Here is a 24,277-nt window from a genome sequence, read left to right as displayed (position 1 = left end):
CATGGTCACCACAACCTATGGTCGATTCTCACCGATCCCTATGGCAGTCGCGGCCAACTTCACGACAGTTGCGGCCACACCTGGGCGCTGGTGGCGGCTCTTGACAATGAGCGTTGTTGCGTAGAAAGTTCTGTACCAACCAACGGTGACGGGGCAGGTGTCGCATGGGCCGGGGAGTGTGATCGATGTCGACAACGACGTTGGCAGCGTCTTCCGAGGGCGGAGGCGCCGCGCTGGACCAAGTTCTCACGGTGAGTGCGGCCGCCGCGGTCGTCTCGATCGGCCTGCTGTGGGTGGGATATCTCCACCGCAACCGGAGGATCACGTGGCTGGCATCTGCCGGCGAATGGGCGGGACGGCGTTTGAACCGTCCACCGTGGGCCGCGCTCCCGATTTTCTTGTTTGTCAGCACGATCATCTGTGCCTTGTTCGGGTTCATCTGGGACGTCAGCCTGCACATCGGTAAGGGTCGCGACCAGGGGCCTCTGGCAAACCCTGCGCACTACTTCATCCTGGTCGGGCTGTTCTTGTTGTTCATTGCCGGCATGCTCGCGATCTTCTTGCCGTACGACAAGCCTGGTCCGGCCGCTGTCAGGATCACCCGCACGTGGCACGCTCCCGTAGGTGGACTGCTGCTCGCAGGATGTGGTTTCTACGCGCTGGTCGGGTTTCCTCTCGATGACATCTGGCACCGGATGTTCGGGCAGGACGTAACCCTGTGGGGACCAACCCATCTGATGTTGATCGGGGGCGCAGGCCTGTCATTGATCGCCGTCCTGATCCTCGAGCGCGAGGGCCGTGCCGCGATGGGCGAGAATCCGCCGGCTGACGGGTGGGGAGTGTGGCTGACCCGGTGCATGGCATTCGGAGGTCTCACCATCGGTCTGTCGGTGTTCCAGATCGAATACGACTTCGGTGTCGAGCAATTCCGATTGGTGTTGCAGCCCATGATGATTGCGGCCGCGGCCGCATTCGCATTGGTATCGGCCAGGTTGACCTTGGGACCGGGGTCGGCAATTGTCGCGGCGATGCTCGCGATCGCGATCCGCGGAGTCGTGGCTCTGGTGGTCGGACCCGGGCTCGGTGCTCCGACCAGTTTCTTCGCGTTGTATCTCGGACCCGCGATCGTCGTGGAGTTGCTCGCCCTGACCCCGTTGCTCAAACGACCCGTGTGGTTCGGAGCAATTGCCGGACTGGGGATTGCGACATTGGGACTGTGGATGGAGTCCTGGTGGATCGGTGCCGTCTACCACTACCCCTGGGGGTCCGGCATGTGGACAGAAGCACTCGTCATGGCCATCCCGGTCGCGACAGGCACCGGCCTGTGTGGGGCGCTGCTCGCCATTGTCCTTCGCGGCGAACCACTTCCGCGTCCCGGACTGGCCCTGGTCGCTGTCGTCCTCACCGTCCTCGTCGTGGGCGGAGCAGTCGCCAACGGACTGCGTACCGATGTTCCGACCGGGGCCACTGCCACGGTGACCCTCACCGAGGTCCCCGGCGACGGTCAGCGCATGGTCACCGCCGAGGTGTCGATCACCCCACCCGACCTGATCAGTGACGATCCCGAATGGGTCTCGCTGCTCGCCTGGCAGGGAGGGATCGAGAACGACACCGGCTTGGTGATAGATCCGCTGGAAAAAGTCGGCAAGGGCCTGTATCGCTCGACCACACCGGTACCCGTGTCCGGAACGTGGAAAACGCTGCTCCGCGTCCAGGACGGGACCACGCTGACGGCCGTGCCGATTTACCTGCCCGCCGACCCCGGTATCGGCGCCGAAGAAGTACCCGCGGAGTCGGTGATGACCCGCGAGTTCGTCCAAGAGATCAAGATCCTGCAACGCGAACGCAGCTTCGACTACCCCACGTGGGTGTTCACCGTCGCAGGCTTGATCGTCCTCGCGTGTTCACTGATCCTGATCGCGGCACTGACCTGGGGCGCGGGACGGCTCAATGCCAAGCAGTCAGCATCCGGCGCTAGGCCCGCAACCCGGCCGACTGTCCAACCGCAAACCTGATGAGCGAGCAGAATGTCGAGGTCCTCGCGAGCCATTCGTTGCTCCTGGCGGCCCCGGCGTTCATTCCCGCCTTGATCTTGGTGGTGGTCATCATCGTGATCGCGGTGCGTGACAGGAGGCGGGGCGACGACGACATCGACGACGAACCCTCCAACGTCGACACCGACGGAGGTGACGGTAGATACGACAACGAGGGAACACCACCCGGATGATCTCGGCTCACGGTCTCGGCGGTTCCGAAGATCTCCCCATCCCCTACACCGCCGTTCTCATCGGAGGCGCCTGGGCACTGACATTCTCGTTCGCTGTTGTTGTCTTTGCCTGGCGCAAGCCACATTTCGGACCGGACATGACCGGCCGTCCCCTACCATCGTGGCTCGATCGCGCGGTCGACTCGAGGATCACCCGCACCGTCGTCTCACTGGTGGCGCTGGTGTTCGCGGCATGGACCGTGATGGCCGGTCTGTTCGGTCCAGACAGCGACAACAACCCCGTTGCCGGGAGCTTCTACGTCCTGCTGTGGGTGGGTCTGGTGGTCTTGTCCGCCGTCTTCGGACCGGTGTGGCGGGTGCTCTCCCCTATTCGCACCGTCTACCGCTTCGCGGCTCACCGTGTCGGCGAATCCTTGCGCGACCGGCGGTACCCGGTGTCATGGGGTTATCGGCCTGCCGCAGCAGGTTTGGTCGCCTTCGTCTGGCTCGAACTCGCCTTCCCACATCCCGATTCGGTGGCGGCGATTCGGATTTGGCTGCTCAGCTACGTGGTGATCATGGTCGCCGGGGCCGCGATCTACGGCGATCGCTGGTTCACCCGGACAGACCCATTCGACGCCTACAGCGTTGTGGCATCGCGGCTTTCGCCATTCTGGCGCGACCGGCGGACGAGCCGCATCGTTGCGGGGAACCCGATGAATCATCTCACAACCCTGCCCGTCCGCCCCGGGACGGTGGCACTGCTTGCCGTGCTGCTCGGATCCACCGCCTTCGACAGCTTCTCGGACTTTCCGCAGTGGATCGACTTCGTCGATTCCGTCGGTGGCGATGATGCAACGGCGACCATGGTGAACACCGTCGCGCTGCTGAGCTTCATCTTCACCGTTGCGGCCACCTTCACGTTGGCCACCATGGCGACCGGAGGCGTGAGCCGGTCACAACGAATGGCAATCCCCGGCAAAATGGCACATACGCTGATCCCCATCGTGACCGGGTACGTACTCGCCCACTACCTGCAGTATCTCGTGGAGAAGGGCCAGGAAACCTTCATCGCCCTCGGGGACCCGCTGGACCGCGGGTGGAACATCTTCTGGCTGTCGGATGTCGATCCGGAGTACGTGCTGTCGGCACATCCCACTGTCGCGGCGACACTCAAGGTCGGATTTGTTCTCGCCGGACACATCGCAGGCGTCATCGCCGCCCACGACGCGGCCCTCCGACTCCTACCGCGACGTCACCAACGGACCGGTCAACTCGGCCTCATGCTCACGATGGTCGGCTACACCTTCACCGGGCTATACCTGCTCTTCGGGGGATGATGTCGATCGCCTTGTGCCGCAACTGAACTGTGCAGCTACGTGGCGCGTAGTGCGTCGACGATCGCCGCAACGCGACGGTCCCGAGTCTCATCACGTTTCGCATCGGCAACGGACCGCGCGTGTTCTTTCCGCCGCGACGGCGCCAATGCGTCGAACGACGCCCGCACGGCCGGGTCGGCATCCAGGGCGGCGGACAACGCGGGCGGCAGGTCGACCTCCCGAGGTTCGGCGTCCAGTTCGATGATCACCTCGACGGTGTCCCCCGCTTCGACACCCAGCTCGGCACGGACGCTTTTGTTGAGTCCGATCAAGTTTTCCCCGCCCATCCGGGCCAGCCGCCCCCGCACTGTCGTTCCACCAATGGTGAACCGGACCGGAGCGGTCTTGGTGCCCCCCAAGCCGGCGACTTGCTCGTCGGTCAAAACGATCGCGGCCGCAGGACCTCGCGGTTGCAGTTCGACAGTCAGGCGAAGAGTGCGTTCAGACATGGCCAGACTGTACCGAGATACGCGAACTCCCGGAATGGATCAGGTGGGACGACGACGTATGCACCTCAGCCGGGCAGCGCATCGTCGTCCACCTCTGAATTGCCCTCGGAATCGGGGGAATTTCAGACCGTTACCGAATGTCCCTCGCTCCGTTCTTTGTCCCAGATTCCGGCGGGCGCGCACGGCAAGCCCACATCCTTCAGGGTCAGAATGCCCGCCGGCGCGGCGGCAACGTTGAACGCAGCGCTCACCGCCGGCATGGCGGTCATCGTGTCCCATTCGTGATTGCCCCAGTGCTCGGGTGGGATGAAGCGGATGCGGGTCTGGATTTCGGGTTCACCCTTGACCACGACGTGGTAGTGGTCGTCGTCAAACACCCAGTCCCCGTTGAGCTTCTTCGTCAGATACCAGGCGACGTTGGACTGGACAACCGTCTTTCCGTTGACCTTGCCATTCCACCCGGCACGGATCGCGGCGATGGTGTCCTTCTTCATCAACAGCCAGCCCAGATCGACGTCCTCCGACGCGGTCTGGTGTTCGATGAAGAACTCCATGTCATCGAGGTCGTAGTGCAGCGCGACAGCCATGCGTCCGACGGAATCGCGGAATGTGCTCAGCCACATCTTCGCCATCTCGAGCACCTCGGGGGACGCCTCCGGCAGCGAAAAGCCCAGCGCCTGCCAGGTTTCGGCCGACTCGTAGACCGAGCAGTCCGCCGACTCGAAGACCGACACCTGCTGAACATCACGGCAGATGGCAGTCATCGCCGTCACCATCGTGTTGATCCAGCCCGGATTGATTCCGGTGATGTACAGCGAACTGTCGCCACGCTCGCATGCGGCGGCCAGCGCCTCCTCCGTCTCACCCTGGATGCCGCCGACGTTGAGGAACAGGTTGGTGCTGATCACGTCGAGTCCGCTTTCGAGCAGACGGACGGTGTGGTCGAGGTCGGCCATGAACGGGTTGTAGAAGACGGTGTCGGCACCCAGTGCGATGAGCGCGTCGATGTCGGTGGTGGCCAGGACGCCGGTGTCAGGTCGTCCGCAGAGGGGTCCGGCGTCGGTGCCTGCCTTGTCGTCGGAGTAGGCGTAGACACCGACCAGTTCGAGCCGCGGATCGTCGAGAATGCCTCGCAGACTGAGCTTTCCGACCTTGCCGGTGGTCCATTGGATGACGCGCAACTTGTCCATGAGTTCCTTCGGTTTGACGCCTGTGGGCTGATCGGGTCGCACGGTGAGGTGCATACGTTTCGGGTCAAGAGTGTTGGCCCGGCATGGCCGAGCGACCCAATACTAGACATTCTTTCTCGTAAATTATCCGGTTTTGACGCAAGTAGGGCGAACTCATCGTCGATGCAGGCGACGACCGTAAGCTGCCCACATGAATGAAGCGCCGCGGCCCGGCCGACCCCGGAGTCAGGCGACCCACGACGCGATCCTCAATGCCGTCCGCGACATCTTGCTGTCCGGCGGCTACTCGGAAGTCGCCATGGATCGCGTCGCCAACCTCGCCGGTGTCGGGAAGCAGAGCCTGTATCGCCGCTGGCCATCGAAGGCGCCCCTGGTCGCCGAGGCAGTCATGGATGCCTACGGGCAGCATCGCCAGTTCGCGTTGCCGGACACCGGCGACATCGAAGCCGATCTGCGCACCTGGCTCCACGGGCAGGCGGAATACCTCGGCTCGCCGCGCAACGTGGCCCTCAGTCGTGCACTCGCGGTCGCCTCGGCCGACAACTCCCTCGATGGCGACGCCTTGTACAGCCAGCTCGCCAAACCGCATCATGACGCCCTGCTGCTCCGACTCAATGGGGCGGTGCACGCCGGAGATATTCGGGCCGGTGTCGACCTGGAGGCGGTCGCAGACGCGCTGATCGGCGCGACGTTGTACCGCATCCTCACCCACGTCAGAACAGTCGAGGAAACCACCAGACACTTCGATGGCCTCGTCGACGCCCTGATCGTGGGGCTACGGGTTCTCGACAGGGATGAACTTGTCCCGTAGACGCCTTCTCTGGAGCTTGCCGGTCTCGGTCCGCGGGAACTCGTCGACGAACTCGATCTGCTTCGGCACTTTGAAGGATGCCAGATTCTTTGCGCAATGTTCTCGAATGTCCTGCGCCAGAATGTCACTCGGCTCCACACCGCTGACCAGCTGAACAACACCGAGGGTGCGTTGTCCCCATTCCGGGTCCGGCACGCCGATCACGGCGGCATCGTTGACCGAAGGGTGCGACTGTAGTTCGTGCTCGATCTCCGCCGGATAGATGTTCACGCCACCGGAGATGATCACGTCCGTCCGGCGATCCAGTAGAAACAGGTATCCGTCTTCGTCGAAGTAGCCGTAGTCGCCCACAGTGCCCAGGTCGCCCTTCCGACTGGCTTCGGTCTTCTCTGCGTTGTTGTGGTACTCGAACCGGCCGCCCATCGCGAGGTTGTTGAAGTAGATCGTCCCGGGCTCTCCGGCCGGCTGTTCCTCGCCATCGTCGCCGATGATCTTGACGGCGACGTCATCACCGGGACGACCGACGGTGCCGGGCTTGGCAATCCATTCCTGCGGACTGACCGAACACACCCATCCTTCGGACGCCGCGAGGTACTCCCAGACGATGGGGCCGAACCAGTCCAGCATCTGATGCTTGACCGCCACCGGACACGGCGCGCCGGCGTGCACCACGGCCTGCAGACTCGACACGTCGTATGTGGACCGCACGTCGTCCGGCATTTTGAGCAACCGGTGGAAGTGGGTCGGAACCAGGTGCACGCTTGTCACGCCGTGTGTCTCGATGGCAGCGAGAACCGCTTCCGGCTCGAACTTCGACTGGATCACGATCGTGTGTCCGGCGTGGAGGAATGCGACGGCGTGCGCGCTCGGTGCGGAATGGTAGATCGGGGAACAGACGAGGTGCACGCCGGTCCGGGGCAGACCGTAGCGCTTGGCGAGCGTTCCGTACACCAACTCGAGAATGATCTCTGGTTCGATGTCGGGCAAGTTGGCCGGGCGAACGCCCTTTGGCCTTCCGGTGGTGCCGGAGGTGTACCCCATGTGCGCACCGAACCGGCGGCCCTCGGGCGGTGCACTCGATTCATCCGCGCCCAGATCCTCGAAGGGAGTCCACCCTTCGACGGGTTCGCCCACGACATAACGCAATTCGGATAGTGAATCACCCGGAAGGATCCGGGCTTGTTCAGCGGCTGCGACGATGGCTTTGGCACCGGAGTCTTCGATGATGTAGATCATTTCGTTCGGGGTGAGATGCCAGTTGACCTGCACCATGAACATGCCCAATTGCCCGGTCGCCAACATCAATTCGAGATATTCATGTCCGTTGTGAACCACCGCCGCGACGCGGTCACCGGCCTCGAGTCCCAGTGCGAGGAGTGCGCGTGAGCGCCGGTTCACCCGGCCATGCAACTCACCGGCAGTGATCAGGGTGCCATCAGGGTCGATGATCGCGACCCTTTCCGGGTCTGCTGCGGCGAGAGCGTAGAAGCCGAACGGCAACTCTTCGGCGGCGGCCGACTGTTGTGTCGAGGCCTGGTCGCTTACAGACATGCTTACTCCCTGGGTATTGCTATCTGCGGGTGGCGGTCTCGATCGTTTGACGTCAACTCTCGACAGCCTTTCTGTTGTTGCAACAGTAAACCACCAAAACTGCTTCCCGAAGGCTCATCCTTGGATACCGTGGCGGAATGCAGGACGTCTGTTCGCCTCTCACTGTCGGCGCAATCTGTCCACCGCTGTCTGCAACAACAAGCAAACATCCATCTTCAGAAACCGTGGTCCAATGAACAATCCAATTGACAACTCTGTGGTCGAGCACCCGAGCGAGCTGACCACCGAATGGCTGACTGCCGCACTGGGTCGCGGAACGGTCGTCGCGTTCGAGTACAAGCCAGTCGGCACCGGCCAGGTGAGCGATTGCTACCGGCTGACTTTGGACTACGCGCCCGGTGACACCGGTCCGGGCTCAGTGGTACTCAAAGTTGCTGCCGCCGATCCCACATCGCGACAGACCGCCGCCATGATGGGGCTCTACGAGAGCGAAGTTCGCTTCTACAAAGAGATCGTTCCCCAACTCACCGGGACATCGATCGCACCTTGCTATTACGCCGCAATCGACGCCGAAACCGGGGTGTTCGATCTGATCATCGGGGACGCCGCGCCGGCGGTGCCCGGGGATGAGATCCGCGGCGCCGGCCTCGATCAGGCAACGATCGCAGTCCGAGAACTCGGGCGATTGCATTCGACGGTCGCGGGAGTCCCAGAGCTTGTCGAAGTGGACTGGCTTGATCGCGGGTCGATGATCACACAGGAGCTCTTTCAGCAGCTATATGCCATTTTCGCGGAACGGTACAGCACCGTCATCACCGCGGAGCAGAAGGTCGTGTGCGACGCAATTGCCGCGAACTTCGATGAGTACATAGAAATGGCCAATGCAGACCAAAGTGGCTTGGTGCACGGAGACTACCGACTGGACAACATGCTGTTCGGTGAGGTCGACTCCGACAACGCCTTGACCATTGTCGATTGGCAGGGCGCGATGCGAGGTCCGGGTATTTCCGACCTCTCGTACTTCATTGGCGGCGCACTGCATACACCAGACCGCCGCACACACTACGACCATCTCCTGCAGACCTATCACGAGGCCTTGGGCCCGGACTCACAGGTCACCCTGGAAGATGTTCGGCAGCAGGTCCGAGTCCAGAGTTTCAAGGGAGTCATCATGTCGATCGCCGCATCGATCAGTGTCGTGCAGACCGAGCGCGGCGATCACCTGTTCATGACCACACTGGCGCGTCACTGCGATCACGTTCTCGACACCGACGCGCTCGAAGCTCTTCCGGGAGCCAAAGCATTCGGATAGCCGAGCGACGAGAAAGGGCCCCCTACGTCACAGACGTAGGGGGCCCTTTCCGCGAGCCGAAGTCCGCTACGTGACGGAGTACCGGATCGGCAGATGCTTGAGCCCGCCCACGAACGTTGTCTTCATGAACTCCGGTTCGCCGGCGAGCTCGATGGACTCCAGCCGCGGGATGAGTTCGGAGAAGAATGCGCTCACCTCCATACGGGCCAGCGCAGCGCCGAGGCAGAAATGCACCCCGTACCCGAACGCCAAGTGCTTGTTGGGGTCTCGGGCGACATCGAAGGTGAACGGGTCGTCGAAGATGTCTTCGTCCCGATTACCGGACGCGTACGACAGCAGCAATGCCTCGCCGGCGGCGATCGGCACACCGCCGACCTCGGTGTCCTCCTGCGCGGTACGCATGAAGCACTTCACCGGGGTCACCCACCGGATCATCTCCTCCGTGGCCAGGGTCATCAGCTCGGGCTCGTCGCGCAGCCGCTGCAACTGGTCCGGGTTTTCGATCAAGGCGAGCAGGCCACCGGCAATGGTGGCGCTCGTGGTGTCGTGCCCGGCCGTCGCGACGATCAGGTAGTAGGAGACCGTATCGATGTCGGACAACGGCTCACCGTCGATCGTGGCATTCGCGATCGCGGAGGCGAAGTCGTCGGTCGGGTTCTCCCGGCGGGACGCGGTCAACGCGGTGAAGTAGGTGAACATCTCCATCATCGCGGCCATCTGCTCTTCCGGACCGGCACCACGCTTGAACTCTTCGTCCTCGCTGCCGAACATTTCCTGAGTGCACCGCAGCATCATCGGGAAGTCCTCGTCCGGAACTCCGAGCATCGACATGATGACGTAGAGCGGGAAGTTGACCGCGACCTCCTGCATGAAGTCGCACTCCCCACCCAGCTCTGCCAACTTGTCGACGTAGTTCTTGGCCAACTCCTGCACGCGAATCTTCATCGCGCGCATCGCCTTCGGCCGAAACCAGTCGACACCGATGGCGCGAACGACCTTGTGCTGCGGATCGTCCATGTGGATGAGGGTGCTCACGCCGGATGCAGCTGACAGCTCGTCGGCTTCCGCGGTGACAAGCACCGGCCTCGGCGAGTTGGTGAACAGATTGTGCTGACGTTCGATCGTCATGATGTCTTCATGTTTGGTGACCGCCCAGAAGGGCCGGTAATTCGGTGCCTCGACCCACGAGATGGGCGCATTGGCACGCAGGTGTGTGAAGGCCGCATGGAGGGACACCTCCTCGGTATAGGCGTTGGCGTCGGCGAAGACCCGGGAAACGTCGTCAATGATCTTGGTCGACATCTGAACTCCTTCTGGCGGCTGTCGTTGTTACTGTAAGTTATACTGGATGGTACCCAAAGTTTCTGGCGAACCGTCTTGATCTCAGCCTCACCTGTCGTTGATGTCCCGCAAAGGAGCACCATGCCCCAGAAACACACCTGCGAGCCGGTCGATCTGACCTTTTTCGATTCCGCTCCGTACCGCTTTCGCAACAGCATCGACGTCGGGGTCACACCTGAGCAGCTGTTCGAAGTCCTCAAAGACCCTGACGCATGGCACGAATGGCTCAGTTCCATCACCAGGGTGAACTGGACGAGTCCGGAGCCATTCGGTATCGGAACCACGCGTACGGTCGAGATGGGCAAGTCCATGGCCTGCGATGAGAAGTTCCTGGCGTGGGAAGACAACCGGCGCATGACTTTCCGATTCGATTCCGCGTCGACCAAGAGTTTCAACGCGTTCGCCGAGGACTACGCGATCGAGACGACCGCCGATGGTTGCCGACTGGCATGGACCGTCGCCATCAATCCGGCCGGTGGCACACGCATCGCGCTCGCGGTGGCCAAACCGTTCCTTATGGACCTGATCCTGCGTCGCTACTTGAAAGAACTGCGAAAGTTTTCGGAATCGCGCTTCGCTGTTGCCAAGTAGGCAGTAAAAGCAAACATGATCTCGGCTGTCCGGCCCGTACGCGGGCCGGACAGCGAGTACGGAGAGTCAACCTTCCGCCGACGACTCCTCGTCGGCCAGCCAATACGGCAGCCGCCCCTCCGCGCGGGCGGTCATCGCCTCGACGAAATCTCCGTCCGAACCGGCCAGCACCTGGGTCCGGTTCTCCAGTGCGATCGCCGACTCCACGTTCGGAGCGTTCTCATTGGTACGCAACACCTGCTTGGTGAGTTCAAGCGCAAACGGACTGTGCCCGACCATGGTTTCCGCCATCTCGCACGCGCGGTCGATCAGACTTTCAGGGTCGACGACCTCCGTCACAAAGCCGATCCGCAGCGCCTCATCGGCACCGAATTTTCGTGCTGTATACAACAATTCGGCAGCTCGAGTGTTTCCGACCGCCCGCGGCAGCGTGTAACTGATACCGACGTCTCCACCGGAGATTCCGAGACCGAGAAACGGGGCTCCGAAGGTCGCCGCCCGGGAGGCGATCCGCAGGTCGCACGCCGCCGCCAGCGAGAGACCACCACCGAAAGCTGGACCGTTGACCGCGGCGATGATCGGCTGGGGCGGGTGAATCATCTTGGGTACCAACGATGAAATGAACTCCTGCGTTCTATAGCCCGCACCCATTCCACGCCGATGATGCGCGGTCGGCGCCACGGGCGGCTCGGACAGATCGAGCCCGGAGCAGAAGCCGCGGCCGGCGCCGGTGAGGATCACCACCCGGCAATGCGGATCGACGGCCAACTCATCGAGGGTGCTGTGCAGCGCAGTCACGAGCCGCATACTCAGTGCGTTCAGCCGCCCCGGATTGTTCAGGGTCACCACTGCGTATCGCTTCGTCGGGCGTTCCACGATCACCGTTGCGGATGCTGATGCCTCCCCGACATTCGCGGCCTCGCTCACGCCACACCGAACCGCGATGCCTCGAACCAGCCCCGCACCGGTTCGTCCCAGCCGGAGACATTGCCTTGCACCAGGGTTCGCCAGTACAGCCAGTGCTCCGGTGGTTCTGCGGCGTGTGCGATATCGAAGTTGATACTGTCGGTGACCGGGATCAACGCGGCCGACAGCAACGTGCCGTCGGGTTTCTTGAAAGAGAGATCCGCGGACTTGATCGAGCGGGTCTCGTCCGCAAACTCGATGTGTGCGTCCACGACTTGGAGGAAATCCAAGTTGTCGGAACCCTCACGGACGTATCCCATTGCCCGCCCGGGCCACTGGTCGCCGACGAAGTAGAGCTGGCGGCCTTCGCCCTGCAGATCACCCATCGCGAAGTTTTTGGTCCACTCCCGGGGGCCCCACGATTTGTCACGATGGGCGCCGGCACGGATCTGATGGACCTCGCCGCCGACGGTCACCGTGCCCGTTGCGGTGAGTGACTGCTCGAATCGTCCGGTGCCATACTTCGTGAGATCTTCATCGGACCCGATGCCGGTGCCGTGCATGGGCGCGGCGCTCACGTAGTCGAGTTCGACCGACATCGGAACGCGCGCACCGGCCTTGGGACCTGAACGAACCAGTGCGACACCCGAGAATGTGAAGCTGCCGGTATCGAATGGATCATGCGAATGGCTGGCGAACCGCAAGCCCCACTTGTCGTAGGACACATCCGCCGACAGGTCGAAGTCGGAATAGTTCAGCCGCGACTCCTCGAACGTGTACCACGCACCATCGATGGCCACGAAAAACCAGAGCATCGCGCGATTCTGGTTTGGCGTGATACCGACACGGAAGGTACCTGCCGGTCCATCGTCGAGGTCGACGAACGACAAGAACCAGGATTCACTCCACGACCACTCCCCTGGATCGGCCGGATGGACGTTCTCGTCAGCAGCCACAAAGCCTGCCGGAATCACCTGAGCCATAAGAGGATCACCTTTCTTGCCGAAGCCCTGCGCCACATCATTCCGCGATCGACCGAAAGCCACGAATGCGCATGTGATGTAAGTTACAGTATGCGGTACAGTACCGCTGGCGGTCAGCCGATCCCACCGCGGAGCCCGCACGAAAGGATCCACCGATGACCAGTGATGCCAAGGCAACAACGGCGCAGGACGAACTCGACGTCGATGGTCTCCTCGAGTGGCTGGCCGGCGAATTGGGTAAGACCATCACGTCGCCCCAGGTGACGAGGCTGGCGGCAGGGCACTCCGGTGGCGCGTGGCTGATCGATCTCGATATCGACGGAGCGCCGACGAAGCTCGTGCTCAAGGCACCCATTCCGGCCGGAGTCGTATACAACGCAAATGCTTCCCGCGAGGCCGGGATCGTCGAAGCCGCCCGTGAACTCGGCGCTCCGCTGCCTCGGGTTGTCGCGGTGGCGTCGGGCCCCGAGGCCGTCGGACGTCCCTGCTTCGTACTCGAGCACATCGACGGCCGCACCGTCATCGACTCGACACCTGCCGGGTACCACGGAGAGGGCTGGTACCGCGACCACACCGCCGACGATCAGCGAGCGATCTGGAACAGCTTCATCGACGCCATCGCAGCCCTACACAACGTTGACGGCCGCAAGATCAAAGAGGCTGGGCACCAGATCACCAGTGGCAGCACCGAATACATCGAGTACTGGCGCAATTCCCTACTCGATGTCACACCGGCAGACACCGTGCCACGCCAACTTGCTGCGTTGAAGTGGTTGCAGGACAACGTGCCCGAGGGTGGGGACGACAATCTTTCCGTCTGCATGGGAGATGCCCGACTGGCCAACGCGATCGTGGATGGAACCACCGTGCAGGCGCTCATCGACTTCGAAGTCGCTTACCTCGGCAACCCCGCCAGTGATGTCGGATACGCCCTGTTCCTCGACACACAACATCGCAAGTGGACCGACGACCCGTTGCCCGGGATCCCCGCACCTCACGAGACCTGGAACCGGTGGAGTGAACGCACCGGATTCCCGGTCGTCGACACAGCATATTGGACCGCGTTCGGAGCGATGGTCCTGTGCATCACCGCTACCCGTGCCATGGTGCAATGGGGGCTCGCCGGCCCCGCCCCGGAAGAGACGAATCCGCTGGTGTCGGAATGGGAACAGCTGATCGCCGAGGCCGCCCACTGACGAGGTCCGGTGGCAGGACCGGGCAGGATGCGGCACAAAACCTTCGGTCAAACCACGACTTCAGGTGTGATCGCCCAAAAGAGTTGTGCGTACATGTCTCAGGTGAACCCGCATGGCTTCGCGAGCGGCGTCGGGGTCTCGGTCTTCGATCGCAGCCACGATTGCCTTGTGTTCGTCGCAATAGCACTGGCGCCGTTCCGGGCTGAAGCTCCGGCGCTTGAGTCCACCCCAGATCGGCTGATTGCGACTATCGATCAGCAGCTGACTGAGGTTGATCAGGACCACATTGTGGGTGGCGAGCGCAAAACTGTGATGCAGCAAGGTATCCCAGCGTTCGAAATCCTCTGACACCCGGGCAGCGTCGCCACCGCGCAAGCAGCGGTGCATCTCATCGATATCCTGCTGGGTTGCCGCCGATACAGTCACCGGCAAGATCTCGGGCTCCAGAACGAGACGGGCCGTCATGATCTCTGCGGGGCTCGGAAATCCGGCACCGGCAGCCGGTTCAGGCACCGCTTGGGGGGCCAGGAACGTTCCGCGGCCGACATACCGCACCACAACCCCGGTCTCGGCGAGTTCATCGAGCGCAGTGCGGATGACGGCACGACTGACTCCCGCGGCCGCGGCGAGTTCACGTTCGGTGGGCAGTTTGTCACCAGGACCGAAACCGCCTTCGCTGATCACCATCTCGATATGGCGCCGCGCAACTGCCACAGGACCCACCGCAAGCGTCATGACCGACCAACCCCTTCCGCAACCAATTCGAACCAATACTAGCCTGCATCCACCCCTGATGTCCCCAACACAACGGCTGACGTCGAGTGTTGACGATCACAGCATCTCGACCTATTCTAACCAATACATACCAAGTACATCATTTGGTTCACATTGGTCAGCCCCAGGAGGTCGTAGTGCGTTTTGCACGGATTCACAGTTCGGACGGTGCACGGCTCTGTGCCGTCGATGAGCACGGAGCAGCTCGAGCCGTTCGGTTCAGCGATACCGGAGAACCGGTACGAGATCTGCAGTCCCTGATCGCCGGCGGCCCGGCCGCAACCGACCGACTCACGGTCGCCGACACCGCCGAACCGGGCAAACTCCTGGCACCAATCGTCCCGCACCGCAATGTTTTCTGCGTGGGCCGCAACTACTCCGAGCACGCCGCGGAGTTCGCCAAGAGCGGTTTCGACGCCACGGGTTCGGCCGACGGTCAACATGTCCCCGAGTACCCGGTGGTGTTCACCAAGCCGGCCGCCACCGTCATTGCCTCCGGCGATGCGATCGATCCACATACTGACATCACCTCAGCGCTGGACTATGAAGGTGAGATCGGCGTGATCATCGGCAAACGCGCCTCAAAGGTCAGCAAAGCCGACGCCCTCGACTACGTCTGGGGGTACACCCTGATCAACGACATGACCGCACGCGATCTGCAGCGCAACCACAAGCAGTGGTTCATCGGCAAGTCGCTCGACACGTTCTGCCCGCTCGGTCCGTGGGCGGTCAGCGCCGACGAGATCGATATCACCGACCTTCGGCTGCAGACCCACGTCAACGGCGAGCTGCGTCAGAACACGAGCACTGCGCAACTCATTTTCGATGTGCCGACGATTATTGAAACGCTCTCGGCGGGAATCACACTCGAGCCCGGCGACGTGATCGCCACCGGCACCCCCGTCGGTGTCGGCATCGGATTCGACCCACCCAAGTATCTTCAGATCGGTGACGAGGTCACCATCTCCGCCAACGGGCTCGGCGTGCTCACCAACACCATCGGCGAATCCGCCGACCGCGACCACCTCATCCAGGCCGGCTCGCATCGACTGTTCACCGAGCAGACCGGCGATGGTCCGGTCGCGGTCCTCATCCACGGCCTCGGTGGCGCCACCACCATTTATGAGCCGCAGGTAGCCGCACTATCCGAAACCCATCGGGTGCTGCGCTATGACCTGTCCGGTCACGGCCGCTCCCCCGTCGCCGGTCCGAACAGCATCGACGACTGGGTCGACGAACTCCTGGCACTACTCGATACCAAAGGCATCGATCAGGCCGCGCTCGTCGCCCACTCCATGGGCACACTGGTGGCCACCACCTTCGCGGCCAATCACCCCGACCGCGTCAGCAAACTCGCGCTCCTGGGGCCGGTCCGGCAGCAGCCCGAACAGGCCAAGACTGCCACCCGCGCTCGCGCTCGCACAGTCCGCGAAGGTGGCATGTCCGCGGTCGCCGACACCATCATCGCAGCCGCCCTCTCCGAAAAGAGCAAGACCACACGACCATTGAGTGTGGCATCGGTTCGCGAACTGTTGCTGGGCCAGAACCCGGACGGCTACGCCAGTGCCTGCGAAGCGCTCGCTGCCGCAGTCGAACCCGACTTCGCGTCGATCAACGCGCCGGTACTGCTGATCACCGGCGACGAGGACAAAGTGAGCCCGGTCGCCACCAACGACGACCTGCTCTCGATCTACCCGCACGCCCAACTCCAAGTCCTCGAAGGCGTCGGACACTGGCACAGCCTCGAAGACCCCGACACCGTGTCCCGTCTCCTCACCGAGTTCCTGACCAAGCCCTGATCACAGCTCTATCTCTGCTCGAAAGGAGTGACGACAATGTCGTCCGAACAGCCCATCCTCTTCACAAACGTCCGCATCTTTGATTCCTCAGGTTCCGACCCCTTCGACGGTGAGGTCCTGGTCACCGGCAACACCATCACCGACGTCCGACCCAAGACCGGCGATCTGCCCCGAGACGGTGTCCGCGTCATCGACGGTCAGGGCAAGTTCCTGATGTCCGGTCTCTGCGACGCCCACACCCACTTTTCATGGGTCAACTCCGCCGACCTGCCCGGTCTCGGCACGATGGGCGTCGAAGAGCACACCCTGCTGTGCGCACGCTCGGCCCAGACCTACATCGACAACGGCTACACCATGTGCGTCGGCGCTGCCGCCGCCAAAGCCCGCCTCGACGTCGTGATCCGCAACGCCATCAACGACGGCCAGATCCCGGGCCCACGCTACCTCGCCAACTGCCAGGAGATCGCCGTCACCGGCGGCGCCCTGGTCCATGGCATCACCGCCTTCGCCGACGGACCCGAAGAAATGCGAAAGCAAGTGCGCCGCAACGTCGAAATGGGCGCTGACCTGGTCAAGCTCAGCATGTCCGGCGAAGAGATCACCGGCAACCAGCACGCCCAGGACAACTACTTCTCCGACGAAGAGACCCTGGCCGCCACCACCGAAGCCCACCGCCGCGGCCTGCGGGTCTGCTCACACGCACGCTCGGGTGAATCGGTGAAGATGTCGGTGCGCAACGGCGTCGACATCATCTACCACGCATCATTTGTCGACGACGAAGGCCTCGACATGCTCGAGGCCAAGAAAGACGAGATCTTTGTTGCCCCGGGCCTGAACTGGCTCGTTGCCACTCTCAACGATGCCGCCGACTTCGGATACCCACCCGAGGCGGCCGAGGCGGCCGGCTACAAACACGAACTCGAATGCGCCATCGCCGGTTTGAAGAAGATGAAGGAACGAGGCATCCGGATCCTCCCGGGTGGCGACTACGGATTCGCCTGGACACCCCACGGCACCTACGCCCGCGATCTGCAGCACTTCGTCGAACTCCTGGGATACACACCGAAGGAAGCCCTGCTCGCTGCCACGGCACTGGGCGGACAGATCATGCGGATGCCCGACCAACTCGGTCAGGTAAAAGCCGGCTTCCTCGCCGACATGATCCTCATCGACGGGGATCCGCTCGAGGACATCACCGTCCTGCAAGACCGCTCCCGCATCGTCGGGATCATGAAAGACGGTGCATTCCACAAGGATCCGGGCGACGGCACCGAAGCGCGGCCCCGCGAGCTGAGCGAAACCCACCGCGGCACACCCATACCCGCCTGAGGTTTCTTTCGATCGCCGGATCGACACGGCTCCCTAGCTGCGGCGGTGGCGCTGTTACAACCGGTTACCACCGGTGGCGTCGATGGTTTGTCCGGTGATCCACTGCGACTGCGCGGATGCAAGGAATGTGACGATCGCGGCGACGTCTTCAGGTACCGCTATGGTGCCGAACGCTGTCTGCGACCCCGCTCGTTGTTTGGCCTCTTCGTCCCCGTGCAGCCATACCTGGTTGAGGTCGGTGTCGATGACGCTGGGCGCGACTGCGTTGACGGTTATTCCGCGGGAACCTACTTGCGCGGCAAGAGTTCTGGTGAACACCTCGATCGCGCCCTTGGTCATGGCGTAGCCGATGATGTCGGGCCGGGCGTAGCGTGCTGATCCGGATGAAATATTGATGATGCGGCCATTGTCGCGTAAGCGCGGTAGTCCCATTTTCGTGACGAAGAATGGAGCTTTGAGGTTGACGGCGAGATGTTGATCGAGTTGCTGGGGTTCGACGTCCTCAATTCGGCCGCGAAGGTTGATGCCTGCGTTGTTCACGATGACATCCACCTGTGGTGGAAGATTCAGCGAATGCAGCGCTGCGTCGATGCGATTCCAAAGTAGGTGTACTTCGTCGTCACTGCTGAGATCGGCTTGTATAACCGTGGCCTGTCCGCCCGCTTGCTCGATCTGGGCGACCACCGTGTTGGCGTCGCTCCGGCTGCGCCCATAGTGCACAAGAACATACGCACCGGCCTGAGCCAACGCCGACGCGATCGCGGCGCCGATCCCTCGACTCGCCCCGGTGACGAGGGCGACCTTCCCGTCCAGAGTATTCATGGCCGAGAGTTGTTGTGGTCCTTGATCATGAGGGCTCGTCGGCCTTCAGATCGAGAGCGCTGTGTTGATGTAATCGGGTGGCGGCCTTCGCGGTGGTGACCGGCAGCGCGGTGGTGATGCCGAAACCGGCGATCCACTCGAGAATCGGCCGGTAGTAGGTCGATTCGACCGTGTACGCGCCATTCGCGGCCAGCGCTGCGTAGGCCGCGATCCACGTCCGCACCTCGTGCGACGAGTGTCCCGCTTGCTGGACGAACCAATCGTTGGTCCACGAATCGATCGGCGTGAGATCACCCGATGCCAACACCTCGAGCAGATGGTTGTCCCACTTGGGGTTGAGAGGTTGCATGGTGGAGACTCCGGCCGCGAAGTCTCGTCCGGCATCGATGACCCGCTGTTCTCGTGCTGACCGTTGTTCGGCGGTGGGGTTCCGTCCGTCGATCAATCGGGCCTGCACCTCGGGTGAGGCGCCGAAGAACTGTGGGACTGGCGGATCATGAGACAACCCACCAGATCCCACCAGCAGCACTCGCCGGTCCATGCCGGACACTGCCTTGCCCACGGCGTCGCCGAGGAGCCGGATCCGCGAGACCGGTGTCATCGGTTCACCGACCGAGTTCACGAAGATCGGCACAGTCGGGATCGCGGTGATCGAGCCGGTCAACAACTCCAGAGCCTGGGCAAATCCGTGATCGACGTGCATCCGCTCGGAGACCGCGATGTCGACGCCCGAAGCCAGCACCGCTCTGGCGATATCCCAGGCGGCGTCCCTGTCGACATCCAGCGGACCGGCCTGCGTGCCGTAGTCACCGACCGAGGTGGCCGCTGACCCGATGCAAAACGGCGGGAGCATGTCGTAGAACACGCCGTTGTAGTGATCGGGCGCGAAGATCACCACCAACTCGGGGTCGAAGTCGCGGATGAACGAGCGGGCATGCTCGAACGCCGCGTCGACCTCGGCGACGACCAACGGGTCGGGGTCGTTGGTCCCCATCAGCGGGGAATGCGACATGGCGCACAGAGCGACCGGCATCAGAACCTCCTTGTTCGGCGGTGCAGTGCTCAGCTGCGGTCGAGAAGGAAATCGAGGTGCAGCTTGTTGAAAGTGTCGGCGTCCTCGTACTGAGGCCAGTGGCCGCAGTTCTCCATGACCTCGAGCCGCGAATTCGGGATGTGCGAGGCGATCCGGCGCGCCTCGTCGACCGGGCCCGACGGGTCTTTGGTGGTCCAGAGCACCATGGCCGGGGCCTTGATGTTTTCCAAGACCTCGTCGGTGATCATGTTGCGGGCCCGGGTTTCTGGATCCTGCAGAGCCATGTTGGATTCGCAGGCCGCGAGCCAGCCCGGCTGGGCGAAGATGGCCTGGCGGGTTCTGATCAAGTCGTCGGTGACCATCGCCGGGTCGGCCATGAGCCACTCCAGTCGAGCTTTGACCCGGTCCCAGCTGGGGTCTTTCGCAGCCTCCATCGACAACGTGTAGAGCCGTTCCATCACCTTCGGGTTGGCCATGGTGCCGCCCATGGTGTTCAGGACGATCCGCTCGACACTCTCGGGATGGTCACTGGCGAATTGTGCTGTGACCCAACCACCGAGTGACTCCCCACTGAAGTAGGCCGTCTGGACATCGATCGCGGCCATGAACTGCTGCAAGTGGTCGATGTAATGCTTGATCTCGAGGGGATGGTCGGGTTTCGAACTGTAGCCGTGCCCGATGAAATCGATTGCCCAGACCGAGAAATGTTCGGCGTGGACCGCAAGATTGCGGACGTAGGCCTCAGCGTGCCCGGTGATGCCGTGCAGCAATATCAATGTGGGTTTGCTGGAGTCCCCGGCATGAAGGTAACGGGTCCGGTAGGGGCCGGCCTGGATGAATCCCTGACTGAACTCAACTTGGGCCAAGTCGGACCAAACGCTAGTGAACGGTTGCGTGCTCAAGTTCCACTCCTTGCTCTTCGAAAATGGTTGCAGTATCGGCAGACCCACGCTTGGGGGTCTCGTCGAGATCGACACCGAGGACTGATGACAGCGCGGCCTGTAGCTGGTTCAGCGCTTCGTGCTCATCCCAGACCGCTGCGGTCTGGCGCCACGCGACATACCCGTCGGGCCGCACCAGCACTGCGCCGGCTTCGTGGGTTTCGCGAACCTTTTGCCAGGCGCAGTAGGGGTCTTCGACACCTTTGGTGCCGACAACGATCGCCGACAAGAACGGCAGATCCAATGCCGCCACGGCCTTTTCCCAGGCTCTGCCGCCCAGACCGGTGAGAAGCGAGAATTGGCCCTTACCGGTGACGTCGAGGGTGGACACGCGAATGCCCCGCTCGTCGACGAGCCAGGCGTGCGGAAGTTTGGCGCCGGGCCGGGTGGTGGCCTGCAGGTACAACTGGGGGTCACGGGCAAACTCTTCGGTGCCGGCCGCAGGGTCCGGAACGACGGCCTCGGAACTGTACCGCTGGTTGAGCTCGACGCCCTGGGCGTTGAACTCGAAGTTCTTGAGTTCTACTGCCTGCGCGAGGGCTTCGCGCACGGCAACGCCCGCGGGACTGGGGTCGCGGAGTTTGGCCAGACCGGCCGCAACCGGATCGGCTTCGCCTTCGGTGCGGAAGCAGGCGTTGAGCGGTCCGTAGTCGACCCGGGATTGATTGGCGCGGGCCACGATCTGCTCACCGACGGGTTGCCGTTCGGACGAATAAGACTCGAGTAGTGCCGGGTCGGCGAATCCCTTGACGACGTAAGCGAGTTTCCAAGCCAGGTTGAACGAGTCCTGGATGGAGGTGTTCGATCCCAGTCCGCTGCTCGGTGGATGTCGGTGTACCGCATCGCCAGCGCAGAATGCGCGACCCACCGAATAAGTGGCGGCGCAGGCCTGATTTACGTGCCAGGTCGAGGTCGACTGAATCTCGATGTCGAGGTCGGGATCGCCCACCAGCGCACGGACTTTCGCGGTTACCATTTCCGTGTCGAAGCTGGGTTCGCCATCGGCCATGTTGTAGCCCCATCCGGCGATCCAGGTATCCCAGGGGCGGATTGCCCGCAGCAGACCCATGCCGATCTCGCCGAAGTTGGCACTCGGAGTCATGATCCAGTGCAAGATGCTGGGCCGGTGCCCGACGTAGCGACTCAAGTCCGCCTTGAAGAGAACGTAAGCGGTTGCCGCGCGGGCCATTTCGCCCTCGATCTTGAGGCCGATCTCGTCGGCGACGGTGGACCGAGCGCCATCGGCGCCGATGAGATACTGCGCGCGGATCGTGTATTCGCGTCCGGTGAGGCGTTCGCGCAGGGTCGCGGTCAGCCCGCTCTCATCCTGCACATGGGAGAGGTACTCGGTGTTGAAGGCAAACGTCGCGCCGCGTTCGGCCGCGTTCTTGAACAACACCGGCTCCATGTAGAGCTGCGGGATGTCCAGCAGTCCACAGGGGCTGCCGACGATGTAATCGCCGACCCGGTCATCGCCGGTCCCCCAGGTACGGACCCGGGCGACCTCGTCACCGGCGAGGCTGGTCGCGAACAAGGTGTCGCCCATCAACTCCCACGGGGTGGCGTACTTCGCCGCCTCGTCCTCAACACCCAAGTCGCGCAAGACTTCCACAGTGCGCTGGTTGGTGATGTGAGCGCGAGGCGTGTTCGCGAGCCAGTTCCATTTGCTCACCATGTGCACCCGCACCCCATAGGTGGCCAGCGCGAGTGCCGCGGCAGACCCGGCGGGGCCGGTGCCGACGACGAGCACGTCAGTATCAAAATCAGGCATCGTATTCGTTCCGTTCCGGCTAATGCATCTAGCATGCTAGACGTCTAGTATTGAAACTACGCGGCCGAGTGCTATGACGCAAGTCTCACACCAGTCCGATTTGGTGGTCAGGGCACACTGACGAAGTTGGTGAATCCGCCGTGCCGCGCCGGGAGGGCGCCGAGTGCTTCGTTGATCTCTTTGAGGGGAAAGGTGTGGTGCTCCAGCACGCTCAGATCCAGGACGCCACGAGCGGCCATGTCGGCCATCTCTTGCGCTTCTCTGGTCGAGAACCACAGGCTGCCCAGTACTGAGATCTGCGAGCACATCATTGAAAACATATCCAGCGCCGGCTTTTCCATCATTCCACCGATATCGACGGCCACGCCCCCGCGACCCAGGGCAGCGATTGCGTCGAGCATCGACTCGGCGGGTGCGCCGGGGCCGACCGCGTCGATGACGATATCGATTCCGGCCCCTAGGTTCTGGGCGCGTGCCCACTCGCTCAGGTCGCTGGTCCCGACGGCGTGCACGCTGATCCGATCGGGTGCGATGCGGCGAACGTCTTCGAGCAGCCCGGCATCACGACCGGTCCCCAATATGCGGGGCACGCCCATGGCGAGGGCATTCATACACGCTCCGAGCCCCAGGGTTCCCGATATTCCGTTGATGAGGACCGTGGTGTCCGGTCCTGCCCCGGCTTTGCGGAGTGCGGAGAACGAGGTGCCCAGGTAGCCGAATCTGGCGGCCTCCTCGAAACTGACGGTGTCGGCGATTTTGACGAGATTCCGCCCCGGCGCTGTCAGATACTCGCCGAGGCCGCCATAGGGGTAAGCATCGAAACACTGCTGCCCGTTGGGCCCGAAGGCGAAGTACCCCATGAAGGTGTAGCTGTCGCAGTTCTGATCCTTGCCGGAATGACAGGCACGGCAGTCGCCACACGACAGTCCGGGATTGACGTAGACCCGGTCCCCCACCTGCACGCCGCTGACCTCGTCCCCGACCGCAGACACCACACCGGCCGAGTCCAGTCCGAACACCGCGGGCAGCTCCGGCAGGGGCAAGTACGGAAACCACTCGGCATAGGTGGCGAGCACGTTGTTGAGGTTGGGCACCACATTGCAGGCCTTGACCTGCACCGCGACATCGGTCGGGCGTGGCTGCGGTATCGGCAACCGCTCCAACTTCATGGGCTGGTTGATCTCATGCAGCCGGGCCACCAGCATCGACTGGGTCATCTATCGGGCTCCTTGATTCTCTGGACGACAGGTTGGGTGCGAGTGCATCGCTAGGAGACGCCACCCGCGCCGACCGAAAGAGCTTGCGTCACTTCGTCGACCGAGGTGATATCGGCGAGCAGGCTCAGCGATTGGATGCTGGCCGAATGGGTTTCGGGTGATGCCGCCGAGCACGCGTCGTCCACGACGACGGTTCGGTAGCCGAGGTCACTCGCAACGCGTGCGGTTCCCTCGACCGAAAAGTTGGTGGCGACACCGGCGAAGACCACCGTGGTGACTCCGCGGCTATGCAATGCCTGGTCCAATATGCTGCCTTCAAACCCGCCGACCCGCTGGTGGGTGATCACCACGTCGTCGGATTGCGGGGCAAGCGGCTCGATGATTTCCGTCAGTGGGTTGCCCTCCTGGAGGCAACCGGATTGCTCCACAATGCCGAGAATCGGCGAGTTCACCTGGAGGTCGGACAGGTCGGGTTTGAAGGCCACTCGCGTGTAGAAGACGTGCGCACCGGCCCGTCGTACCTCGTCGGCGAGTTGACCGATGCGCGCCACGACGTCACGCTCGACGACCTGGTTGTAGAAGAAATCGGAAAAGGCGCCGTCGGGGCCGACGACATCGCCCTGACAGTGCACGACGATGAGCGCGGTGGTGCGGGGATCGAGTTCCATTGTGAAGC

General features: G+C 62.7%; 22 protein-coding genes. 9 read left to right on the top strand and 13 right to left on the bottom strand.

What is annotated here, in order from left to right; all coding sequences use genetic code 11:
- Positions 1 to 185 precede the first annotated feature (185 nt).
- The 3 genes from H290_RS0106345 to H290_RS0106335 are packed head-to-tail and all read left to right on the top strand — an operon-like array spanning position 186 to position 3,546.
- Entirely contained in the window at positions 186 to 2,015 is a 1,830-nt protein-coding gene (locus tag H290_RS0106345; protein WP_028462868.1) for a hypothetical protein, read from the top strand.
- Positions 2,015 to 2,227, top strand: a complete 213-nt coding sequence (locus H290_RS27960; protein WP_020105938.1) for a hypothetical protein — start codon at positions 2,015 to 2,017, stop codon at positions 2,225 to 2,227. The genes H290_RS0106345 and H290_RS27960 overlap by 1 nt, the downstream gene beginning before the upstream one ends.
- The gene (locus H290_RS0106335; protein WP_020105937.1) at positions 2,224 to 3,546 is read left to right on the top strand and encodes a hypothetical protein; all 1,323 of its coding nucleotides are present in this window, start codon (positions 2,224 to 2,226) and stop codon (positions 3,544 to 3,546) included. Before H290_RS27960 ends, H290_RS0106335 begins: the two co-directional genes overlap by 4 nt.
- Before the next feature lie 35 nt (positions 3,547 to 3,581).
- Here the strand turns inward: H290_RS0106335 and H290_RS0106330 are convergent, their stop codons facing one another.
- Positions 3,582 to 4,034, bottom strand: a complete 453-nt coding sequence (locus H290_RS0106330) for a YdeI/OmpD-associated family protein (RefSeq protein ID WP_020105936.1) — start codon at positions 4,032 to 4,034, stop codon at positions 3,582 to 3,584.
- 122 nt (positions 4,035 to 4,156) lie between these two features.
- Positions 4,157 to 5,224 (bottom strand): hypothetical protein, encoded by a 1,068-nt coding sequence (locus tag H290_RS0106325; RefSeq protein ID WP_028462867.1) that lies wholly within the window; start codon positions 5,222 to 5,224, stop codon positions 4,157 to 4,159.
- Positions 5,225 to 5,414: 190 nt separating this feature from the next.
- Here H290_RS0106325 and H290_RS0106320 point away from each other — a divergent pair, with 190 nt between their 5' ends.
- Positions 5,415 to 6,035 (top strand): TetR/AcrR family transcriptional regulator, encoded by a 621-nt coding sequence (locus H290_RS0106320; RefSeq protein WP_020105934.1) that lies wholly within the window; start codon positions 5,415 to 5,417, stop codon positions 6,033 to 6,035.
- On the opposite strand, the gene H290_RS0106315 is transcribed toward H290_RS0106320, so the two are convergent.
- On the bottom strand, positions 6,000 to 7,586 hold the full coding sequence (locus H290_RS0106315; RefSeq protein ID WP_020105933.1) for an AMP-binding protein: 1,587 nt from the start codon (positions 7,584 to 7,586) through the stop codon (positions 6,000 to 6,002). The genes H290_RS0106320 and H290_RS0106315 overlap by 36 nt on opposite strands.
- A 232-nt stretch (positions 7,587 to 7,818) precedes the next feature.
- On the opposite strand from H290_RS0106315, the gene H290_RS27955 reads away from it, so the two are divergent.
- The gene (locus tag H290_RS27955; RefSeq protein WP_036518027.1) at positions 7,819 to 8,898 is read left to right on the top strand and encodes a phosphotransferase; all 1,080 of its coding nucleotides are present in this window, start codon (positions 7,819 to 7,821) and stop codon (positions 8,896 to 8,898) included.
- A 66-nt stretch (positions 8,899 to 8,964) separates the two neighbouring features.
- On the opposite strand, the gene H290_RS0106305 is transcribed toward H290_RS27955, so the two are convergent.
- On the bottom strand, positions 8,965 to 10,200 hold the full coding sequence (locus tag H290_RS0106305; protein ID WP_020105931.1) for a cytochrome P450: 1,236 nt from the start codon (positions 10,198 to 10,200) through the stop codon (positions 8,965 to 8,967).
- Positions 10,201 to 10,320: 120 nt separating this feature from the next.
- Here H290_RS0106305 and H290_RS0106300 point away from each other — a divergent pair, with 120 nt between their 5' ends.
- Positions 10,321 to 10,830: an SRPBCC family protein gene (locus H290_RS0106300; RefSeq protein WP_020105930.1), complete on the top strand. Its 510-nt coding sequence runs from the start codon at positions 10,321 to 10,323 to the stop codon at positions 10,828 to 10,830.
- 66 nt (positions 10,831 to 10,896) lie between these two features.
- Here H290_RS0106300 and H290_RS0106295 read toward each other — a convergent pair whose 3' ends face one another.
- Both H290_RS0106295 and H290_RS0106290 read right to left on the bottom strand, forming a co-directional pair.
- Positions 10,897 to 11,757 carry an enoyl-CoA hydratase/isomerase family protein gene (locus H290_RS0106295; RefSeq protein ID WP_020105929.1) on the bottom strand — a complete coding sequence of 287 codons (861 nt, stop codon included), beginning with the start codon at positions 11,755 to 11,757 and terminating at the stop codon, positions 10,897 to 10,899.
- Positions 11,754 to 12,719, bottom strand: coding sequence for a hypothetical protein (locus tag H290_RS0106290; protein ID WP_020105928.1), 966 nt, complete (start codon positions 12,717 to 12,719; stop codon positions 11,754 to 11,756). Before H290_RS0106290 ends, H290_RS0106295 begins: the two co-directional genes overlap by 4 nt.
- A 155-nt stretch (positions 12,720 to 12,874) precedes the next feature.
- Here H290_RS0106290 and H290_RS0106285 point away from each other — a divergent pair, with 155 nt between their 5' ends.
- Complete coding sequence (locus H290_RS0106285; protein ID WP_020105927.1) at positions 12,875 to 13,915, top strand: phosphotransferase family protein; 1,041 nt, start codon at positions 12,875 to 12,877, stop codon at positions 13,913 to 13,915.
- A gap of 60 nt (positions 13,916 to 13,975) precedes the next feature.
- Here H290_RS0106285 and H290_RS0106280 read toward each other — a convergent pair whose 3' ends face one another.
- The gene (locus tag H290_RS0106280; RefSeq protein ID WP_020105926.1) at positions 13,976 to 14,650 is read right to left on the bottom strand and encodes a FadR/GntR family transcriptional regulator; all 675 of its coding nucleotides are present in this window, start codon (positions 14,648 to 14,650) and stop codon (positions 13,976 to 13,978) included.
- A 176-nt stretch (positions 14,651 to 14,826) separates the two neighbouring features.
- Between H290_RS0106280 and H290_RS0106275 the strand changes: the two genes are divergently transcribed.
- Together H290_RS0106275 and H290_RS0106270 are read left to right on the top strand one after the other, a co-directional pair.
- Complete coding sequence (locus H290_RS0106275) at positions 14,827 to 16,488, top strand: alpha/beta fold hydrolase (RefSeq protein ID WP_020105925.1); 1,662 nt, start codon at positions 14,827 to 14,829, stop codon at positions 16,486 to 16,488.
- A 36-nt stretch (positions 16,489 to 16,524) separates the two neighbouring features.
- On the top strand, positions 16,525 to 17,817 hold the full coding sequence (locus H290_RS0106270) for an amidohydrolase family protein (protein ID WP_020105924.1): 1,293 nt from the start codon (positions 16,525 to 16,527) through the stop codon (positions 17,815 to 17,817).
- Between the two features lie 54 nt (positions 17,818 to 17,871).
- Here H290_RS0106270 and H290_RS0106265 read toward each other — a convergent pair whose 3' ends face one another.
- From H290_RS0106265 to H290_RS0106240, 6 genes are all read right to left on the bottom strand, one after another.
- The gene (locus tag H290_RS0106265; RefSeq protein ID WP_020105923.1) at positions 17,872 to 18,639 is read right to left on the bottom strand and encodes an SDR family NAD(P)-dependent oxidoreductase; all 768 of its coding nucleotides are present in this window, start codon (positions 18,637 to 18,639) and stop codon (positions 17,872 to 17,874) included.
- 25 nt (positions 18,640 to 18,664) lie between these two features.
- Positions 18,665 to 19,672 carry a 3-carboxyethylcatechol 2,3-dioxygenase gene (locus H290_RS27950; protein WP_020105922.1) on the bottom strand — a complete coding sequence of 336 codons (1,008 nt, stop codon included), beginning with the start codon at positions 19,670 to 19,672 and terminating at the stop codon, positions 18,665 to 18,667.
- A gap of 29 nt (positions 19,673 to 19,701) precedes the next feature.
- Entirely contained in the window at positions 19,702 to 20,538 is an 837-nt protein-coding gene (locus tag H290_RS0106255; protein WP_020105921.1) for an alpha/beta fold hydrolase, read from the bottom strand.
- A 13-nt stretch (positions 20,539 to 20,551) separates the two neighbouring features.
- A complete protein-coding gene (locus tag H290_RS27945; RefSeq protein ID WP_036518018.1) occupies positions 20,552 to 22,384 on the bottom strand; it encodes an FAD-dependent monooxygenase in 1,833 nt (610 codons plus the stop codon).
- Between the two features lie 107 nt (positions 22,385 to 22,491).
- On the bottom strand, positions 22,492 to 23,601 hold the full coding sequence (locus H290_RS0106245) for an alcohol dehydrogenase catalytic domain-containing protein (protein WP_020105919.1): 1,110 nt from the start codon (positions 23,599 to 23,601) through the stop codon (positions 22,492 to 22,494).
- A gap of 50 nt (positions 23,602 to 23,651) precedes the next feature.
- Positions 23,652 to 24,269: a cysteine hydrolase family protein gene (locus tag H290_RS0106240; RefSeq protein ID WP_020105918.1), complete on the bottom strand. Its 618-nt coding sequence runs from the start codon at positions 24,267 to 24,269 to the stop codon at positions 23,652 to 23,654.
- Positions 24,270 to 24,277 lie beyond the last annotated feature (8 nt).

The organism is Nocardia sp. 348MFTsu5.1 (genome assembly GCF_000383535.1).
Taxonomy (GTDB): domain Bacteria; phylum Actinomycetota; class Actinomycetes; order Mycobacteriales; family Mycobacteriaceae; genus Williamsia; species Williamsia faeni.
This window is presented reverse-complemented; position numbering and strand designations above follow the sequence as displayed.

Coding starts and splice junctions, on each gene's coding strand:
- H290_RS0106285 (WP_020105927.1), top strand. CDS start 12,875: ATGACCAGTGATGCCAAGGCAACAACGGCGCAGGACGAACTCGACGTC.
- H290_RS0106330 (WP_020105936.1), bottom strand. CDS start 4,034: ATGTCTGAACGCACTCTTCGCCTGACTGTCGAACTGCAACCGCGAGGT.
- H290_RS0106345 (WP_028462868.1), top strand. CDS start 186: ATGTCGACAACGACGTTGGCAGCGTCTTCCGAGGGCGGAGGCGCCGCG.
- H290_RS0106325 (WP_028462867.1), bottom strand. CDS start 5,224: ATGGACAAGTTGCGCGTCATCCAATGGACCACCGGCAAGGTCGGAAAG.
- H290_RS27945 (WP_036518018.1), bottom strand. CDS start 22,384: ATGCCTGATTTTGATACTGACGTGCTCGTCGTCGGCACCGGCCCCGCC.
- H290_RS27955 (WP_036518027.1), top strand. CDS start 7,819: ATGAACAATCCAATTGACAACTCTGTGGTCGAGCACCCGAGCGAGCTG.
- H290_RS0106320 (WP_020105934.1), top strand. CDS start 5,415: ATGAATGAAGCGCCGCGGCCCGGCCGACCCCGGAGTCAGGCGACCCAC.
- H290_RS0106245 (WP_020105919.1), bottom strand. CDS start 23,601: ATGACCCAGTCGATGCTGGTGGCCCGGCTGCATGAGATCAACCAGCCC.
- H290_RS27950 (WP_020105922.1), bottom strand. CDS start 19,672: ATGCCGGTCGCTCTGTGCGCCATGTCGCATTCCCCGCTGATGGGGACC.
- H290_RS0106335 (WP_020105937.1), top strand. CDS start 2,224: ATGATCTCGGCTCACGGTCTCGGCGGTTCCGAAGATCTCCCCATCCCC.
- H290_RS0106290 (WP_020105928.1), bottom strand. CDS start 12,719: ATGGCTCAGGTGATTCCGGCAGGCTTTGTGGCTGCTGACGAGAACGTC.
- H290_RS0106270 (WP_020105924.1), top strand. CDS start 16,525: ATGTCGTCCGAACAGCCCATCCTCTTCACAAACGTCCGCATCTTTGAT.
- H290_RS0106300 (WP_020105930.1), top strand. CDS start 10,321: ATGCCCCAGAAACACACCTGCGAGCCGGTCGATCTGACCTTTTTCGAT.
- H290_RS27960 (WP_020105938.1), top strand. CDS start 2,015: ATGAGCGAGCAGAATGTCGAGGTCCTCGCGAGCCATTCGTTGCTCCTG.
- H290_RS0106280 (WP_020105926.1), bottom strand. CDS start 14,650: ATGACGCTTGCGGTGGGTCCTGTGGCAGTTGCGCGGCGCCATATCGAG.
- H290_RS0106240 (WP_020105918.1), bottom strand. CDS start 24,269: ATGGAACTCGATCCCCGCACCACCGCGCTCATCGTCGTGCACTGTCAG.
- H290_RS0106265 (WP_020105923.1), bottom strand. CDS start 18,639: ATGAATACTCTGGACGGGAAGGTCGCCCTCGTCACCGGGGCGAGTCGA.
- H290_RS0106305 (WP_020105931.1), bottom strand. CDS start 10,200: ATGTCGACCAAGATCATTGACGACGTTTCCCGGGTCTTCGCCGACGCC.
- H290_RS0106315 (WP_020105933.1), bottom strand. CDS start 7,586: ATGTCTGTAAGCGACCAGGCCTCGACACAACAGTCGGCCGCCGCCGAA.